The sequence below is a fragment of the Micromonospora sp. NPDC049114 genome (genome assembly GCF_040648635.1).
In the GTDB taxonomy this organism is placed as follows: Bacteria; Actinomycetota; Actinomycetes; order Mycobacteriales; family Micromonosporaceae; genus Micromonospora.
Genome location: NZ_JBEZEA010000002.1, coordinates 220,631 through 236,672 on the forward strand (window position 1 = coordinate 220,631; position 16,042 = coordinate 236,672).

The following is a 16,042-nucleotide window of genomic DNA, read 5'->3' on the forward strand; positions in this document are numbered from 1 at the left end:
TCACCCGAGCGTCACCACCAGCGTCACCGCGCCCGGACGCGGCCCGGACTGTCGGGAACTGAGCACCCGCACAGTCGGGGCCGGCTGTTTCCGCCCGGGCGTCGTCGGGCTGGCGTGGTCCCGGCGGGAGGCGCGACCCGGCGCTGTCCAGCCCCGGTCACCCGTGCGAGCGGGCCGTCACCGACCGCGCCGATCCGGCCGGGGCGACGCCTCGAGGGCCGGCCGACCGCGACCGGCCGGCCCTCGGGTCGGTCAGAGCCGGTAGAAGTCGGTGTAGTGGTTGGGCGAGAACCAGGTGACGCCGCTGCTGCGGTTCACCACGATGCGGTACGCGTCGCGGGCGGCGCCCTGGGTACGCGGGTACACGTCGTACTCGTAGTAGGTGGCGTTGGCGGGCAGTTGACCCTCGTTGTTGTAGAACCGGCCGCCGGCGAAGTTGGACAGCCCGCCACTCCAGGAGTACCAGCCGCGGCTGGTCGGGAAGCCCTTGGCGGACCAGCCGGAGCGGGCGGTGCGCGCGTCCGCGCAGCGGCTGACGGTGCAGGAGCTGTAGACCGCGGCCGACGCGGAGTCGGTCAACCGTGGGGCCACCACGGACGGGCCGACCAGCGCGGCGGCGATCATGGTGAGGAGCAGGGCGAGGGTGGTGGTACGCCGGCGGATCGCGCCGAGCGTGGCCAGCGGGGACACGAGGGTGGACACAGGCTGCCTCCAGACCATCCGATCCATCGATCCGCGTGATTGGCGGACCGGACCCAGTCTCGCCCGTGCGGGCCGTCAGCGACAGCCCGCGCCACCTCAACTGCTCCACAATGATCGGTGAACCCCGGACGACGGCCCCGCGGGCGCACCCCGCCCAGACCAGTGCCGACCCAACCGGGGCCATCGGCGCGGCTACGGGCATATCGGTCATTGGTTGTTAGCGTGGCAAGCGGATCGGTGACCGTGAAGGGGTGCCATGACGGACGCTCCCGAAGAGAGGCCGAGGCCCGCGGACCTGTGGCGTCGGCGGGGCGTACGTGGGCTGACCATCGTCCGGGACGTGAGTGTCCGGGGTTGGCGGTGGTGGGCGCGGACGTGGGATCGGCTGGTGGCGGCGCTCCAGGACGAGGCGCCCGTCGGCGCGGGGGCCGGACCGTCCCCACCGGGTCCGCTCATCGAACAGCGCGACGCGCCCCGGCCGATCGCGGTCCCCGCGCGGGGATACGTCTACTCGTTCTACGTCCGGGCCACGTTCGCCTGGTCCTCACCGGCCAGCCTGCGCGCCGAGGTGTTGAGCTGGTACGTGCAGTACTTCCAACCGAACGCCGTCCAACGGCTGACCCGGCTCGCCGCCGACGCCGCCCGGGACCTGCCGCCGCACCGGGCAGCCGACCTGGAGGTGGCGTTGCAGCGGGCGCTCGCCGACGAGCCCGAGTGGCGCTACCAGCGCGGTGACGTCGTCATCACCTGCCGACCGGACGCCGCCGTCCGGCTCGACGAACGGATCATGCCGGCGCTGCGGCCGCACGTCGACCGGATGGTGAAACTGGAGTACCAGTTCGACGAGCAGTTGCGCCGGGCGACGTACGCCGAGGAACTGAGCCGACGGTGGACGACGCTGCTGGGCGACCACCTTGACGCGGACGCCGACCAGGAGGTGGTCGACGCCCGCCAGCACCTGCTCGCCGCCCAGCGGGAGGCCGCGCGGTGGATCGGCGAACTTCTTCATCTCCGCGCTACCAAATCTTGATCGGGTTGGCATCGACCTTCGTGCCGATTGTTCCTGATCCGCGCGTTCTGCCATGATCGCCAACGCCGGCCCGGCTGGCTAGCATCCTCCCGTCCTTCCGCTCGGGGAAGGCACGGGGGAGGAACACACGATGGAACTCGAACGGAATTGGAAGCCGTACGCCAAGGGCCCCGCACTGCTCGTGCTGGCGGTCGTCCTGGTGTTCTCGCCGGAGATCCTGGCGGCGATGGGCCGGGAGTTCACCTTCGGCAGCTGGGTCGGCTACGTGATGGCGCTGCTCGCCCTGATCGGCGGGCTGGGCGCGGTGCGGGAGAGCCGCCAGGCGTTCGCCGTCCGCATCGGTGCGCAGGGCATCACCTGGACCAGGGGCGAGGCGACGGTGGACTTCGCCTGGTCGGACGTGAGCCGGGTGGCGATCGAGAAGAGGCCCAACGCCGGCAAGCTGGAGAAGCCGAGCATCCTGACCGTCTGGGTCGGCGACCAGACCGAGCGCGCGCTGGCGCCCGACGTCGAGCTGACCGGCCTGCGCGGCTACCGCATCGCCGACCTGAAGAGCACCAGGCAGTCGCGCGACCAGGTCGCGGCGGCCCTGCGCCAGTACGGCGGCGACCGCTACCCCGCACCGGCCGGCTGACGACACTCGCAGCAACTCCTGCACTCGCCAGCTCTTTCACCCGCCAGCCCTCTCGCCAGCCGGAGCGACCCGTGACGACAATGCCCGCGCCCGTACCGCCGCCTGCCCTACGCCCACCCGCCGACGGGGAATGTCAGTTCTGCGGCAGCCACCCCGCCGCCCACGTCTCCTTCCAGTCGATGACGAGCATCGTCATCCTGTACGTCGTCTCCTCCCAGCGCGGGTGGATGTGCCGCAGCTGCGGTCTCGCGATGTTCCGTCACTACACGAACAAGACCCTGCTCGCCGGCTGGTGGGGAGTCGGTGTCATCGGCATTCCGATCTTCCTCGGCGTCGACCGCTTCCGGCTGCGTCGCATCCTGCGCCTCGCCCCGCCCCAGCCCACGCCGGGTGTCGCGGCGTCACTGCCGGCGCCGCTCGACCCCGGCAAGCCGCTGATCCAGCGTCCGGGCGCCATCCTGAGCATCGTCCTGGTGACGGTGCTCGTACTGGTGATCGGCTGCGGAGCCCTCGCCTTCGCCACCACCTAGCCCCCCATGATCAAGTGACGAGAAGTAGGTCCGGAGAGCTTCTGAAACCTACTTCTCATCACCTGATCATGGAGAGATGACGGCGGGCGGCGAGGATCGCGCGGGTCTCCTCGCAGACCTGGGCGGGACTCGTCACAAGGCGACGGTGACTGAAACGGACGACGAGGATTCCGACGGTGGCCAGCAGGGCATCGCGGCGGAGGTCGATCTCGCGTTCGGCCGGATCGCCATGGGTGGTGGCACCGTCCAGTTCGACGTTGACGCGCTCCACCTCGGCGAACATGTCGAGGTAGATGGTCCGGGCTCCGACCCGCACCCGCGCCTGCCGGGTGAACGCCGGCATGTCCGGACCGGTGAAGACGTGGTCGTGACCCCAGATCTCCAGTGCGCTTCGGCAACCGGCGGCGAGCCGATCCAGCAGCCCGCGCAGCGCGGCTCGATCGGTCGACCGGGGCAGGTCGGCCAGGGCGACGACGAGCCGCTGTGGCGTGGTGAGTCGGTCATCGACCGCCCTGATGAGGGGCCCAGGCCGGTCGACCGGTGCCAGCAGCGACCAACAGTCCACAAGGGTCCTGTCGAGTCGCGTTACAGGCATCCCACCCCGTACCACCACCTGCGGCGGCGCAATCGCGAACCCGACGCGGTGGCGCACCACGAGATGCGGTCGACTACGCAGGCCCGACCCGGTGGGCAGGTCGAGATGCACCGGCTCACCGGGTGGTTGCCGGCGCAGGCCCCACGCGTCGAGCGCGGTCAGCCGACTGAGCGCGCCACGCCCATTGACGTACGCGAGTGCCGCCCGGCGGGCCATTTCGGGCTCGACCCGGGCCAGAGGCGGCAGGTCGGACGTGCGGTCCCGGATCAGCGCGGCGTCAACGTAGACCCCGGGCAGCAGTCGCACGATCCGCCCCGCGCGCCAGGCGGTCTGGATCGTCCACGCCGGCGCCACACGCGCCACGTCCCGACGAACGAGGAGCCCGCCGCCACGCACGAGCCTGTCGCACGGCCTCGGGTCCATGGCACCGACCCTGCCCCGACCTGCCGCCGACAGGTGTTCGCCCGGAGGCCCCTGTGGACGGCGACAACACCTGTGGACGACGACCCACGTCGCATCCGATTGTGGTAGGCGGTGGTCGGGGCCGCGTTGCGGCGTGGGAAAGAGCATGAATGAAGAAAGACGTACGTCGGACGGGATGAGATCGTGGCTGCGCGGCGCCTGTCACGCCGCCCCGCTCGGGCAGTCGTACGCCGGCTGAGGTGTCCTCCCGGTCGGGCCGCGGTTCACGGTTGGAGGGCGGATCACCATGGCGCACATCGATCTCGGGATCGACGAGAAGGAGTTTCCCGGCGTCACCGGCCCGATGCGGTACCGTCCGGAAACGGCGAAACCGCTCAACGAGTTGGCCGAGGTGCTGCTGCGCGCCCCGCACACGCTCCCGCCCGGCGAGCGCGAGCTGATCGCCGCGTACGTCTCGGGGCGCAACGAGTGCACCTTCTGCTGCGCGTCGCACTCGGCGTTCGCGGCCGCCCAGCTCGACGAGGGCATGACCCTCGTCGACCAGGTACGCGCGGACCTCGACAGCGCGCCCATCTCGGCCAAGCTGCGGGCGCTGCTGCGCATCGCCGGCGCGGTGCAGATCAGTGGCCGCGACGTCACCACCGAGCTGGTCGCCGACGCCCGCGCCGAGGGCGCCACCGACCTGGAGATCCACGACACCGTCCTGATCGCCGCCGCGTTCTGCATGTTCAACAGGTACGTCGACGGGCTCGGCACGTTCGCACCCGAGGGCCAGGAGGCGTACGCGCAGATGGCACACCGGATCGTCGACGTCGGCTACGGGTCGGCGGCCGCGACACCGACGGTCTGAGCACAACCACGGGTGACCGCACCCCGATCCCCCTGCGATTGTCGATGGGCACGCCTGATGAAGCCCGTCGGCCGTGCGGTAGGAGGGATCGATGGACCGTCCCCGCTTCCTGCTCGACGCCGCCCACCGGCTCCGAGCCGACATGGTCGACCGGCTGAGCACACTCGTTGCCTGCGAGTCGGCGCCGGGCTCGCTGCCGGAGCTGGAGTCCTGCGCCAACCTGCTCGCCGACTGGGGAAAGGACGTGCTCGGCCGGCCCGCCCAGCGGGTCGTGATCGACGGCCTGCCGCACCTGCTGTGGCCGGCCGTCGATCAGCGCGTGCTGCTGCTCGGCCACTTCGACACCGTCTTCCCGGTCGGCACGATCCGGTCCCGGCCGTTCACCGTCCGCGGGGACGTGGCGAGGGGGCCCGGCGTGTGCGACATGAAGGCCGGCATCGTGCAGATGTTCACGGCCCTGGGCCTGATCGAGGACACCTCGTCGGTAGGCGTGCTGCTGACCTGCGACGAGGAGAGCGGGTCCGGCTCGTCGCGGCAGCTGATCGAGCGCGAGGCGCGGCGCTCGGGCGCGGTCCTCGTCTGCGAGGCGGCCACCCCGGACGGGCACCTGAAGGTGGCCCGCAAGGGTGGCTCGGTCTACCGCCTCACCGTCTCCGGTCGGGCGGCCCACGCCGGCGTCGAACCCCAGCGCGGCGTCAACGCGACGGTCGAGGTCGCCCACCAGGTGCTCACCCTGGGCACGCTCGGCGCGGCCGACAGCGGCGGCACCTCCGTCACACCTACCCTGCTCTCCGCCGGCACCACGACGAACACGGTGCCCGAGCGCGCCAGCCTGGCCGTCGACGTCCGGGCCTGGACGAGGGACGAACTGGAACGCGTCGATCACGCCATCCGCGGGCTCGTCCCGTTCCTGCCCGAGGCGACGCTGGCCGTGCAGGGTGGAATCAACCGCTACCCGATGGCCCCGGAGCTCGCGCGGCCACTGCTGGAGGTGGCCCAGTCGATCGCCCGCCGGCTGGGCATCCCGCGCCTCACCGGCGCGTACGCGGCCGGCGCGTCCGACGGCAACTTCACCGCCGCGCTGGGCGTACCGACCCTCGACGGCCTGGGCGCGGTCGGCGGCGGGGCACACGCCGCCGACGAGTACGTCTGCCTCGACCGGATGCCCGAACGGACGGCGCTGCTCGCCGGACTCGTCGACGCGCTGTCCACGATGGAGGATGGCAGGGTGCGACCCGTCGACGACATCCCGTAACGTGCTTCTCGCCGGTGCGTGACCGGCAGCGAGGGGTCGGCTTCGGCATGCCTACGGGACAGCACTCGGAATCGCTCATTCCCCCGCTCGGCGTCGAGGAGGAATTCCTCGTCGTCGACGCCGACCGGGGCGAGGTCGTACCGGAGGCGGCCACCGTCGTCGACGGCGCGCGCCCGACGCTCGGTGCCCGGGTGGGCGGTGAGATCACCAAGCTCCAGCTCGAAACCCGCACCGACCCGTGCCAGAGCGTCGACGATCTCGCCGCGCAGCTCGTCGAGGGCCGGGCCGCCGTACAGACGGCGGCCCGTTCGGCGGGTCTGCGGGTGATCGCCAGCGGCTCGCCGGTGGTGGGCCGTGCCGTGCCGCCGCCGCTGACCGAGGGGCCACGGCAGGATCGGGGCACCGCCACCTTCCGTGGGCTGCACGACGAGCTGGCGATCTGCGCCGTGCACGTCCACGTGCAGCAGCCCGACCGGGACCGGGCCGTGCTGATCGGCAACCACCTGCGCGCGCACCTGCCGGTGCTCATCGCCCTTACCGCAAACTCGCCCTACTGGGCGGAACGCGACACCGGCTACGCGAGTTGGCGCAGCATCACGTGGGGGCGCTGGCCGGTGGCCGGCCCGCCGCCGTACCTGACCTCCGCACGGCAGTACGACGACCACGTGGACATGCTCCTGGACGCGGGCGCGCTGGTCGACCACGGCACGATCTTCTGGGATCTGCGCCTGTCCGCACACCATCCCACGCTCGAGGTACGGGTGGCCGACGTCCCCGTGACCGCCGCCGAGTCCGCAGCGCTCGCCGCCCTGGTGCGGGCCCTGGTCGTCGTCGCCGGGAAAGCCGTCGATGAGGGCGACGAGGGCCCGCGGCTGGTTCCCGAGCTGCTGCGGCTCGCGTACTGGCGGGCCGCCCGCGACGGGATGGGCGGCCACGGCGTCGACGTCGGCACGGGCCGGCTGCTGCCCGCGTCCGCCCTGGCCGAGCGGCTCGTCGAGCGCGCCCGGCCGGCGTTGGACGCGGCCGGTGACCGCGAACGGGTGCAGGGCTGGCTGAAGTGGCTCGCCGCGGACGGCGACGGCGCGACCCGTCAGCGTGCCGCCCGGGCGGTGCGCGGCCGTCTGACCGACGTGGTCGACGAGCTCGTCAGCCGGACCGCCCCCGACGTGCCCGCCCGTGAAGAGGGCACGCCTGCGTAACGACAGGCGGCGTCGGCTCCGAGATGCTGGACGAACCGGAAGGCCGGCACACGTCAGCACGGAGGCCACAGGTGAACGACACCGACCTGGTACCCAGGGTGCCCATCCAGCACCACCGCCGACCGGCGGCCGAGATGGTGCGCGAGGCGGAGGCGTTCGCACAGCGGATGGCGCAGCGCCGGTCGGTGCGGGACTTCGCCAGTGACCCGCTGCCCGACGGGGTCGTCGAGGCCGCGATCCGGGCGGCCTCGACCGCGCCCAGCGGCGCCAACGTGCAGCCGTGGCGGTTCGTCGTCCTGACCGACCCGGCCCGCAAACGCCGGCTGCGCGAGGCCGCCGAGGCCGAGGAACGGGCCTTCTACGACCGCCGTGCCTCGCCGGAGTGGCTGGGTGCGATCGCCGGGCTCGGCACCGACTGGCGCAAACCGTTCCTGGAGACCGCACCGGCCGTCATCGTCGTGTTCGAGGTGCATCAGGGGCCGCACAGCCCGAAGCCGTACTACGTCAAGGAGTCCGTCGGCATCGCGGTAGGCCTGCTGATCACCGCGCTGCACCACGCCGGCCTGGTCACCCTGACCCACACGCCCAGCCCGATGCGGTTCCTCAACGAGGTGTGCGAGCGACCCGCGGAGGAGCGCCCGTACGTCGTGATGCCCGTGGGTTATCCCACAGCGGACGCCCACGTCCCCGATCTGGCCCGCAAACCCCTCGACGAGATCATGATCCGCTGGTGAGGTCCCCGGTCAGGAACTCGACCAACGGCTCGACGTGCCGGTCCGGGCGCCGCCACTCGGCCAGCAGATCCTCCAGCAGGTGCTGTTCGTGGACGAGTTCCGAGCCGCGGTAACGCCGGATCACCGGATGGATGAAGGCGCTCTCCCGGGCCCGGTCGGGCGTCGGGTGCCGGTCGATGGCGAAGACGTCGCCGTAGTCGTCACGGCCCCACCGCAACGCGAGCGTGTACCACTGGGTGGCCGCCGCGAAGCGCTCCACGGCGTAGTCCTCCGGCAGGTCCTCGTAGTGGTGGATGTCGCCGGTCGCGTCGTCGCGGACGAAGACGTCGCACAGGTACTCGAACTGGGTCCACAGCGCCGACGACCAGTTGACGCGGTCGAGCATCAGCTTCGTCAGCGACACGGGATCGGCCGGCGTCGTCGCGTACGACAGTGGCACGCCCTCGTAGCGCTCCCGCAGGATCCGGGTGAAGGTGCGGAGGTTGTACCGGAAGCCGTCGATGAACGGCGACGACGCGTGCTTCGCGTCCCGCGCCTGGGCGATCGTGCCGGCGAAGTACAGGTCGTCGATGTTGCTGGACTGCCAGTCGGGGCGCAGGCCGGGCATGCGGCCGTCACGCACCAGGTCGGGTCGGGACGTCTCGTCGAACATCGTCGTGTCCATCCGGAAGCCGGTGCACCGCAGCACCGTGTGGTAGTCCAGTTCGGCGGTCTCCCCCTCCGCGTGGGTGTACGTGATGGACACCCGGAACCGCCCGTCGACGGGCCGGATCTCGTCGATGGTGCAGTCCAGCACCGAGTGCAACGTCTTGAACTGGTAGCTGTCGAGGATCGCGCCGTACTGGCCACGTACGTCCCCGGGGTGCTTGGTGTTCCACGCCAGTCGCAGGGGCTGCCGGCTGGCGAGGTGCACCATCGACGCGCGGCCGAGGATTGCCGACGCGGTCTCGAAAGCCGAATTGCCCTTACCGATGATCAGGACCCGCTGACCGTCGTACGCCGTGGGATCGACGTCCATGTCCTCGTACCCGATGGCATGTTCGATGCCCTTGATGGCCGGCACGAAGGGCCGGCCCCAGCCGGTCGCGACGACCAGGCAGCGCGCGCGCACCTCCCCCTGGTCGGTGCCCACGACGAAACCGTCGCCGCTGCGCGTGATCCGCTCCACGGTCGTGCCGAAACGGATGTTGAGCGCATGGACCCGCTGGAACTCGGCGAGGTAGCGCACCAGGTCGTCGGCGGCCGGCAGGTACTCCTCGCTGAAGCGCGGAAACAGCAGGTCCGGGGAGTCGTTGAGCAGCGAGTTCCAGTCCCAGCGCAGGCGGATCTCCGGATCGGCGCTGTCGGTGTGCACCTTGTTCAGCGAGATGAGCCGCCGGTGGCGCGGAAACCGCCGGAAGAAACCGCCGGGCTCGTCGCCGCTCTCCAGCGTCAGGTAGTCGGCGCCGTGCTGCTGGAGGTAGTAGCTCAGTTGCAGGCCGGCAGGCCCCGCCCCGACGATGACGTACCGGTGTTCACTGCTGAGCATCCTGCGGCCCTTCGACGGAGGGATGAATCCCTCGACCATGGGATGCCAGGCGATCCGTGTCAATGCCACCCGTCAACCTGCGCCGGTCGATGAGAGCGACACCGGCGCCTGGTCGTCGGCCCGGTCACGGGGCACACGATCCAGACCCCGGTCGTACGTCAGATCCGGGGATGAGCGTCCTCAATGCGTTCCGCGCGTACGTAGGCGAGAAAGTTGACCTGCTCGGTGCTGTCCAGTGCCTCGAACGCGGCGTAGGCCCTCGCCCGCGCGTGTGCGGTCTCCGCGGCCAGCAGACCGATGATCGCCGCCCAGGCGAGTGAGACCAGGTGAAATGCTCGGTCGTTGCGCAGGGCCGGTAGCCGGCTCAGCTGGTCGAGCCTCGTCGCGGCGTCATCGTCGGAGCGCGCCCGGTCCACGAGCTCGAACACCGCCTTACCCCGGTACGGGTCCCCGCTCGCGGCCAGATCCGCCAACTCCCCGTTGGTCATCTGACGCACCGACGGAACCGGGAGGTTGGGCGGGGGCGGCGCGGTCATGGTTCGACTCCAAAAATCTTCGAATACTCTTCGCGTATCGCCTGGTTCAGGCGCTCGACGGACTCGTGATCACCGATCGACGTCGCGTAGTCGATCTCCCTCTGATACGCCCGTACCTCGTTGTCATACCGTACGACCGGATCTTCGAACCAGCCTCTCATGCCCGCCCAGCCGGCAGCCTGATCGTCGCGCAGGTGCTGCATCTCGTGCAGCAACGCACCGTACGACGCGTCGGGATCGAGGACGAGTTGGCCGGGGCGACCGGGCCCTGGGGAAGGGCCGTAGGCCAGCGCGTCCGAACGGAAGGTGACCTCGACATCCAGGTCCCGTGCCTCCTGGATCGCGGCCTCCCACTCCTCGGGGTGGGTCTGTCGCGCCGGGCCCCACTTCCGAAGCGGATCGGCGTCGGCATGGAGAAAGTGCGTGTTCCGATCAAGCGCGCTCGGCCGCGCAGTTCCCCCGGGGGTGGTGCCCCGGACAAGCCTCCTCAGGTCTGAGACGAGCTGTTCGAGACGCCGCAGGATGGGTGCCAGCCGGCGCAGGCTCTCGATCAATCCGTGTAGCAGACGGGTGATCCGGGCTGCCCACTTGCCAGCGAGAGTAGTCACCTGCGTGATCACCCAAGGAGATGCCAAGCCCAGGGTGAGCCCCGCCTCGGCGAGCCACTCCCAGAGGCGGACCGCGAGCACCGACACGAACTCCGCGATGAGGTCTCGGACCAGCCCACGGACCATGGCGACGAGCAAGCCGGCGCCACTGGTGATCTCGGCCATGGCGTCCGCGGCCTTGGTGAGGGCGTTCATCGCGGCAAGGTGCTGCTCGGTGCCGCGACGGTACGCGTCGGCAGCAGCGCCGCTCCACCCGGCTACCTGGCTGCCGACCATCGCACTGAAGTTGCCGCCCGTCTCGGCTGCGGCCTCGGCGATGTTGCGCCAAGTCTGTGCGTACGCGGCGATCTGATCGGGGTCGCCAGCCAACTCATCCAGCGCGTCGGACAAGGGTTTGACGTGCTCGATCAGCCACCCCACTCCCCACGCGACCAGTTGCCCGAGCGGATCCGTGACGAACGCGAGGGCATCCATGGAAGTCGCGACGCCGCCGATCGCGACATCGATCCAGCCGCCGGAGGTATAGTCGGCCATCAGGACGTCGATGTCCTCGGCGATGAAGACGCCACTGAACGCCGTCGTGCTGTCCTGCCGCGCAGCGATCAGCCGGTTCGGGTGGTCCACTACGGGGCTCCGCCGAACCGGACGGCTGCACGTTCGTCATCCCCCTCGTACCGGTCCGACACCATGCGCAACCCGTCGGCCGCCTCCTGCAGCGCCCGCACCGTCTCGCCGAAGCTGTCGATGATGGCGTCTTGTGTCGGGTGCAGCAGACCGGGTATCAGCTGACACAGCCGACCGTACGCATCGCGGCCCAGCGAGATCGAGGACGCCGCACGACGGCATTCGTCGAGCGCGTCGGACGTGTCGTCGACGGCCGAAGCGTGGACCCGCAGCGACTGGGGGTCGACCTCGAAGCCGCCGGTCACCGGCCATCCCGCTGCAGTCGCACGGGATCCTCGTCTGACCGCTCGGTCGGCCCGGTGAACCTGCCGGCGTACCTGATGACCACCAACGTCGGCAGGACGGACCCACGTTCGGTCACGTTGTCGCCCCACTGGCAGAAAACGAAGAAGCGCTGCAGTGCGTACCCACGCCGCATCTCCTTGTACGCGCCGGAAACGTCACCCTACCGAAGGTGACCGTTGCTCGGCTGTCCCTGCGGTACCGGCGAGGCCTCGGTGACTCGGCCACCAACCGGGCCGAGCAACTTCTGCGGGAGGACGACCGCACGACCTGCGGTCGTCTCCACACGTCACGATGCGGCGTACGGTCAGGCTGTAACTGCAGGGAACACCACGAGCGATCCGTCGCCGCCTCGTTCCATCTCGATCGCCACGTCAGCGTGGTGGTCGCCAACGGTGAGCCCATCGCCCCATGAGCGCAGGCGATACGCGGCCCTGAGCAGCTCGTCGACCTCACCCTGTGTGAACATGATGTTCCGGATGCCGCCGTGACGCTTCAATTCGAGTGTCGACAGTCTGAGAAGGACCGAGTAGATGCCGGATTCCAACTCGTCGACGCGACGCTCGTCGTCGCGCAAGCCCGCGAGGAAGCTCTTGAACGGATTGTCTCCATCCACCATCTGGGAATGCTCCACCGCCTGAAGCACGAGAACTCGACGCTTGAGCGCGATCGCGAGTCGCGCCAGTTCCAGGTGCGCGCGGAAGGTACCGCCGTCGTCGTTGATGCCGGGGAACAACTTCGTTAGTGCGCCAAGTTCCACCGGACCGTCGGGCAAGGCGGCGACCGCCTGCTGCCACTTCACGAGCCGGCGCTTCGTTCCTTCGATCGCCGTGTTGATCGCGTACGACGAGGAATCCAATCCCAACGACAGGCCAACACGGCCTTGGTCGAGGAGGACCGACGTCGCTTTGTCGATCGCGTCGAGGCAACCGTCCAACGCGTTGCGTTCTCTCTCCAGGCTGTCCTCGTGCAACTGCTCCAGAAGATCGGTGATGCGCTCGATCGCCTGCTGGCGCTGGTGATCGGCGTAGGCGCTGGCACTGACAGCGACGGCCATCAACACGAGTGGCGCGGCCACTGTCAACGCTCCGGCACCGACCGCAGCAACACCCGCGGTGGCGGCTGAGCCGGTTGCCGCACCGGCGATTGCGGTCCCGCAGGTGACGGGTACGAAGGTGGCGCCGCCCACGATGCCGCCGGTGGAGTTGACCAACGGCCCACGGATGCCCCCTGCAATCGTCTTCGCAACCATGGGCGTGACGAGTCCCTTACCGACCTGGGCAGCGACCTTCGCTGGCACCACCATCCGGTAGAGCACGTCACCGGAAGCGGCGACGTTCAGCGTCGGAGGCGCTGACCTCGCTGTCTGATTCACGAGGTGCGACAGCTGCTTGGCAAGTGGGCTCGTCGCACTCAGCGGAATCCCGCTGGTGCGGTCACGTCTGGTCGAGATCGGATGCGCTTCCAGGGTGGCGATGGGGGATTCCGCGAGTGTAGCCAGGGCCGTTCTCAGTTCCGCGAGTCGAGCGGGCGTCATGCCACCCTCAGGGAGCACGCTCGGCACCCGCACAGCCTCCGTGGCGAGAGTCCACACCGGCACGTGCGCCCTGTCAACAGTGGTCATGTCCTGTTTCCTCCCCGAACTGACATCACCACCGACGGTGGCGACACCTACGCAATCCTCAGACGGCGGATCGCAACATTGCCGTCCAGCTTCCGAAGCAGGGCGCGGTCGCCTATGTGCTCCAGCACGACGACGGTCCAAGAGAGACCGACAACCTTCCGCTCGTGCGCGAACATTTGACGGGTTACCGTCGTCACCGACCCTCCTGCATCCCAGAGATCCTAGGGCCCGTCAGCAGGGATTGAGGACCGCCATCTCGACGCGGGTCGAGCGCGCTGTCGGCACAGAAATCTCCGCGCCTGGGCTCACACTCGACGCCGCACGGCATGATTGTGGTCGTTCCGCCGTCACCGGGACACCCCGGGCGGTCGCCGTGGCCGATCAGCGCAGCCGGCCGACGATCGGCGAGCAATCCGCTCGTGCCGCTCAGTGCCGTGCCGTCGGGATCCGTCCCTCGACTGGACGCCGAAACTGCTCCACGGTCCCGCCGCGTACGCCGAGGCCGTCGCGGGCGGCCTGGTAGAAGTCGTCGCGGGCTTCGTCGGCCTGCCCGACCATGGCGGCCAGGTTGTCCGGTGGGGCCGGCAGACTCCGCGCCGCCTGCTCCAGGTTCCGCACGGCATGCCGCCAGGTGGAGGCCGCACGTACGGTCGTCGCGTCACCAAGCAGCAGGACCGCCTCCCAGGTCAGGGTATGACGCACGTCCGCCTCGGCCAGCCGGGCCAGCCCGTCCTCGCGGTCCAGAATGGGCGTACGGGAGCCGGGGCGGTGACCGCTCAGCATCCCCAGGGAGACCAGGTGGATCTCCTTCACCGCGCGGGTGAAGTCGGCGTACGCGTCCAACCGCCGCTCGTCCCAGCGGACGTTCTGGCTGCGTCGCCATCGGGCACGCTCCGTCACCGTGGTGGCGACCATCGTGCCGATGGTGCCGACCAGCACGCCGAGCAGGGCGGGCAGCTGCGTCAGAACGCTCTCCATGTGCAGAGCCTGTCATGTCGCCTCAGGCGGCGAGTGTGGCGTAGCGGCCGTTGCGGTCGAGCAGGCTGTCGTGGTCGCCCGTTTCGACGATCCTGCCGTGGTCGAGTACGGCGATCTGGTCGGCGTCGCGGATCGTGGACAGGCGGTGGGCGATGGTGATCGTGGTACGCCCCTGGGCGAGCACGTCGAACGCTCGCTGCACGGCGCGTTCGGTCTCGGTGTCCAGCGCGCTGGTGGCCTCGTCGAGCACCAGGATGCGCGGGTCGCGCAGCAGCGTGCGGGCGATGGCGAGTCGTTGCTTCTCGCCGCCGGAGAACCGGTGCCCGCGGGAGCCGACCATCGTGTCGTACCCGTCGGGCAGGCCGGCGATGAGGTCGTGGATCTGGGCGGCACGGGCGGCGGCCTCGATCTCGGCGTCGGTGGCGTCCGGCCGGGCGTAGCGCAGGTTTTCCCGGACGGTGGTGTGCAGCAGGTACGTCTCCTGGCTGACGACGCCGACGATCGCGGCCAGGTCGGTCAGGCGCAGGTCGCGCAGATCGATGCCGTCGATGGTGATGCGGCCTGCGGTCGGGTCGTGCAGGCGGCTGACCAGTCCGGCGAGGGTGCTCTTGCCGGAGCCGGTCTCGCCGACGAGGGCGAGGCTGGTGCCGGCCGGCACGTCGAGGGTGATGCCGGCGAGGGCTGCGGTGTCGCTGCCGGGGTAGCCGAAGGTGACGTCGTCCAGGCGCAGGTGGCCGCGGACCTGGGCGGGGTCGAGGTGGACCGGCTCGGTGGGGTCGGCCACGTCGACCGGCAGGTCGAGGTATTCGAAGATCCGGGCGAACAGCGCCAGCGAGGCGGTCAGCGACACGCCCACGTTGAGCAGGCCCATCAGGGGGCGGAACAGGCCGCCCTGCAGGGCGGTGAAGGCGACCAGGGTGCCGATGCTCAGCGTGCCGGCGGTGCCGGGCAGGCCGGCGGCGAGGTAGATGACTGCCGGTACGGCGGCGAAGATGATGCTCATCGAGGCCATCCGCCAGCGGCCGGCCAGCTCGCTGCGCAGCTCCAGGTCGACGAGGCGGGCCGATGAGGCGGTGAACCTGTCGATCAGGGCGGGGCCGGTGCCGAGGGTCTTGGCGAGTTGTACGCCGCTGATCGACAGCCCCTCCTCGACTGTGACGTTGAGGTCGGCGAGTTCACGCTGGCGCTGGTCGGTGATCTCGCGGCGCATCCGGGCGACCCGGCGGGTCAGCCAGACGGCCGGCGGGAGGACCACGAGCGAGACCAGGGAGAGCTGCCAGGAGAGCGCGACCATGGCGACGGCGGTGGCGACCACTGTGGTGAGGTTGGCGGCAACGGCGGTGGCGGTGGAGGTGACCACGGACTGCATGCCGCCGATGTCGTTGGTGATGCGGGACTGCACCTCGCCGGTGCGGGTGCGGGTGAAGAAGCCGAGTGACTGCCGCTGGAGGTGGCTGAACACGTCGGTGCGCAGCCGGTGCATGACCCGCTGCCCGACCTGGGTGGAGATCCAGGTCTGGACGACGCCGAGGGCGGCGGTCACGGCGGCCACGGCGACCATGCCGAGGACCAGCCAGACCAGCAGGGTCACGTCGCCCTGCGGAAGGGCACTGTCGATCACTTCCCGCAGCAGGAACGGGCTGGCCATCGCGACGATCGAGGAGAGCACGATGATCGCGGTGACGATGGCCAGCGCGGGCCGGTGGGGGGTGAACAGGCGGCCGATGCGGCGCAGGGACACCTGGCGGGCCTGCGTCTTCTCCTCGGCGCTGACGGTGCGGTGGCCGCGGTCGCGGCCCATGAGGGTGCGTTCCAAGGGGCACTGCCTTCCAGTCGGGATATGCTGAGGT

16 protein-coding genes are annotated in these 16,042 nt (G+C 70.1%); 7 read left to right on the forward strand and 9 right to left on the reverse strand.

Going from position 1 to position 16,042, the window contains the following annotated elements; all coding sequences use genetic code 11:
• Positions 1-252: 252 nt before the first annotated feature.
• Positions 253-702, reverse strand: a complete 450-nt coding sequence (locus AB0B39_RS08670; RefSeq protein ID WP_234582449.1) for a ribonuclease domain-containing protein — start codon at positions 700-702, stop codon at positions 253-255.
• 340 nt (positions 703-1,042) lie between these two features.
• Between AB0B39_RS08670 and AB0B39_RS08675 the strand changes: the two genes are divergently transcribed.
• From AB0B39_RS08675 to AB0B39_RS08685, 3 genes are all read left to right on the forward strand, one after another.
• Positions 1,043-1,732: a hypothetical protein gene (locus AB0B39_RS08675; RefSeq protein WP_234582450.1), complete on the forward strand. Its 690-nt coding sequence runs from the start codon at positions 1,043-1,045 to the stop codon at positions 1,730-1,732.
• A 130-nt stretch (positions 1,733-1,862) separates the two neighbouring features.
• The gene (locus tag AB0B39_RS08680; RefSeq protein WP_357573887.1) at positions 1,863-2,366 is read left to right on the forward strand and encodes a hypothetical protein; all 504 of its coding nucleotides are present in this window, start codon (positions 1,863-1,865) and stop codon (positions 2,364-2,366) included.
• 179 nt (positions 2,367-2,545) lie between these two features.
• Entirely contained in the window at positions 2,546-2,896 is a 351-nt protein-coding gene (locus AB0B39_RS08685; RefSeq protein WP_357497145.1) for a hypothetical protein, read from the forward strand.
• Positions 2,897-2,954: 58 nt separating this feature from the next.
• Here AB0B39_RS08685 and AB0B39_RS08690 read toward each other — a convergent pair whose 3' ends face one another.
• A complete protein-coding gene (locus tag AB0B39_RS08690) occupies positions 2,955-4,061 on the reverse strand; it encodes a DUF559 domain-containing protein (RefSeq protein ID WP_357573888.1) in 1,107 nt (368 codons plus the stop codon).
• A gap of 139 nt (positions 4,062-4,200) precedes the next feature.
• Here AB0B39_RS08690 and AB0B39_RS08695 point away from each other — a divergent pair, with 139 nt between their 5' ends.
• The 4 genes from AB0B39_RS08695 to AB0B39_RS08710 all read left to right on the forward strand — a co-directional run bounded on the left by AB0B39_RS08695 (position 4,201) and on the right by AB0B39_RS08710 (position 7,952).
• Positions 4,201-4,764, forward strand: a complete 564-nt coding sequence (locus AB0B39_RS08695; RefSeq protein ID WP_357573889.1) for a carboxymuconolactone decarboxylase family protein — start codon at positions 4,201-4,203, stop codon at positions 4,762-4,764.
• A 91-nt stretch (positions 4,765-4,855) separates the two neighbouring features.
• A complete protein-coding gene (locus tag AB0B39_RS08700) occupies positions 4,856-6,019 on the forward strand; it encodes a M20/M25/M40 family metallo-hydrolase (RefSeq protein WP_357573890.1) in 1,164 nt (387 codons plus the stop codon).
• Between the two features lie 47 nt (positions 6,020-6,066).
• Positions 6,067-7,218: a glutamate--cysteine ligase gene (locus AB0B39_RS08705; RefSeq protein ID WP_357573891.1), complete on the forward strand. Its 1,152-nt coding sequence runs from the start codon at positions 6,067-6,069 to the stop codon at positions 7,216-7,218.
• Positions 7,219-7,352: 134 nt separating this feature from the next.
• Entirely contained in the window at positions 7,353-7,952 is a 600-nt protein-coding gene (locus AB0B39_RS08710) for a nitroreductase family protein (RefSeq protein ID WP_234582562.1), read from the forward strand.
• Here the strand turns inward: AB0B39_RS08710 and AB0B39_RS08715 are convergent.
• The 7 genes from AB0B39_RS08715 to AB0B39_RS08745 all read right to left on the reverse strand — a co-directional run bounded on the left by AB0B39_RS08715 (position 7,936) and on the right by AB0B39_RS08745 (position 15,993).
• Positions 7,936-9,480: an NAD(P)-binding domain-containing protein gene (locus AB0B39_RS08715; RefSeq protein WP_357573892.1), complete on the reverse strand. Its 1,545-nt coding sequence runs from the start codon at positions 9,478-9,480 to the stop codon at positions 7,936-7,938. The genes AB0B39_RS08710 and AB0B39_RS08715 overlap by 17 nt on opposite strands.
• Positions 9,481-9,638: 158 nt before the next feature.
• Entirely contained in the window at positions 9,639-10,016 is a 378-nt protein-coding gene (locus AB0B39_RS08720) for a hypothetical protein (RefSeq protein WP_357573893.1), read from the reverse strand.
• A complete protein-coding gene (locus AB0B39_RS08725; protein WP_357573894.1) occupies positions 10,013-11,248 on the reverse strand; it encodes a hypothetical protein in 1,236 nt (411 codons plus the stop codon). The genes AB0B39_RS08720 and AB0B39_RS08725 overlap by 4 nt, the downstream gene beginning before the upstream one ends.
• A complete protein-coding gene (locus AB0B39_RS08730) occupies positions 11,248-11,553 on the reverse strand; it encodes a type VII secretion target (protein ID WP_357573895.1) in 306 nt (101 codons plus the stop codon). Before AB0B39_RS08730 ends, AB0B39_RS08725 begins: the two co-directional genes overlap by 1 nt.
• Positions 11,554-11,897: 344 nt before the next feature.
• Positions 11,898-13,214 (reverse strand): hypothetical protein, encoded by a 1,317-nt coding sequence (locus AB0B39_RS08735; protein WP_357573896.1) that lies wholly within the window; start codon positions 13,212-13,214, stop codon positions 11,898-11,900.
• A 426-nt stretch (positions 13,215-13,640) separates the two neighbouring features.
• On the reverse strand, positions 13,641-14,192 hold the full coding sequence (locus AB0B39_RS08740) for a hypothetical protein (RefSeq protein ID WP_357573897.1): 552 nt from the start codon (positions 14,190-14,192) through the stop codon (positions 13,641-13,643).
• Positions 14,193-14,214: 22 nt separating this feature from the next.
• Positions 14,215-15,993: an ABC transporter ATP-binding protein gene (locus AB0B39_RS08745; protein WP_357574369.1), complete on the reverse strand. Its 1,779-nt coding sequence runs from the start codon at positions 15,991-15,993 to the stop codon at positions 14,215-14,217.
• Positions 15,994-16,042: the final 49 nt, after the last annotated feature.

Coding starts and splice junctions, on each gene's coding strand:
- AB0B39_RS08680 (WP_357573887.1), top strand. CDS start 1,863: ATGGAACTCGAACGGAATTGGAAGCCGTACGCCAAGGGCCCCGCACTG.
- AB0B39_RS08685 (WP_357497145.1), top strand. CDS start 2,546: ATGACGAGCATCGTCATCCTGTACGTCGTCTCCTCCCAGCGCGGGTGG.
- AB0B39_RS08690 (WP_357573888.1), bottom strand. CDS start 4,061: ATGCTCTTTCCCACGCCGCAACGCGGCCCCGACCACCGCCTACCACAA.
- AB0B39_RS08695 (WP_357573889.1), top strand. CDS start 4,201: ATGGCGCACATCGATCTCGGGATCGACGAGAAGGAGTTTCCCGGCGTC.
- AB0B39_RS08700 (WP_357573890.1), top strand. CDS start 4,856: ATGGACCGTCCCCGCTTCCTGCTCGACGCCGCCCACCGGCTCCGAGCC.
- AB0B39_RS08705 (WP_357573891.1), top strand. CDS start 6,067: ATGCCTACGGGACAGCACTCGGAATCGCTCATTCCCCCGCTCGGCGTC.
- AB0B39_RS08710 (WP_234582562.1), top strand. CDS start 7,353: ATGGTGCGCGAGGCGGAGGCGTTCGCACAGCGGATGGCGCAGCGCCGG.
- AB0B39_RS08715 (WP_357573892.1), bottom strand. CDS start 9,480: ATGCTCAGCAGTGAACACCGGTACGTCATCGTCGGGGCGGGGCCTGCC.
- AB0B39_RS08720 (WP_357573893.1), bottom strand. CDS start 10,016: ATGACCGCGCCGCCCCCGCCCAACCTCCCGGTTCCGTCGGTGCGTCAG.
- AB0B39_RS08735 (WP_357573896.1), bottom strand. CDS start 13,214: ATGACCACTGTTGACAGGGCGCACGTGCCGGTGTGGACTCTCGCCACG.
- AB0B39_RS08740 (WP_357573897.1), bottom strand. CDS start 14,192: ATGGAGAGCGTTCTGACGCAGCTGCCCGCCCTGCTCGGCGTGCTGGTC.
- AB0B39_RS08745 (WP_357574369.1), bottom strand. CDS start 15,993: ATGGGCCGCGACCGCGGCCACCGCACCGTCAGCGCCGAGGAGAAGACG.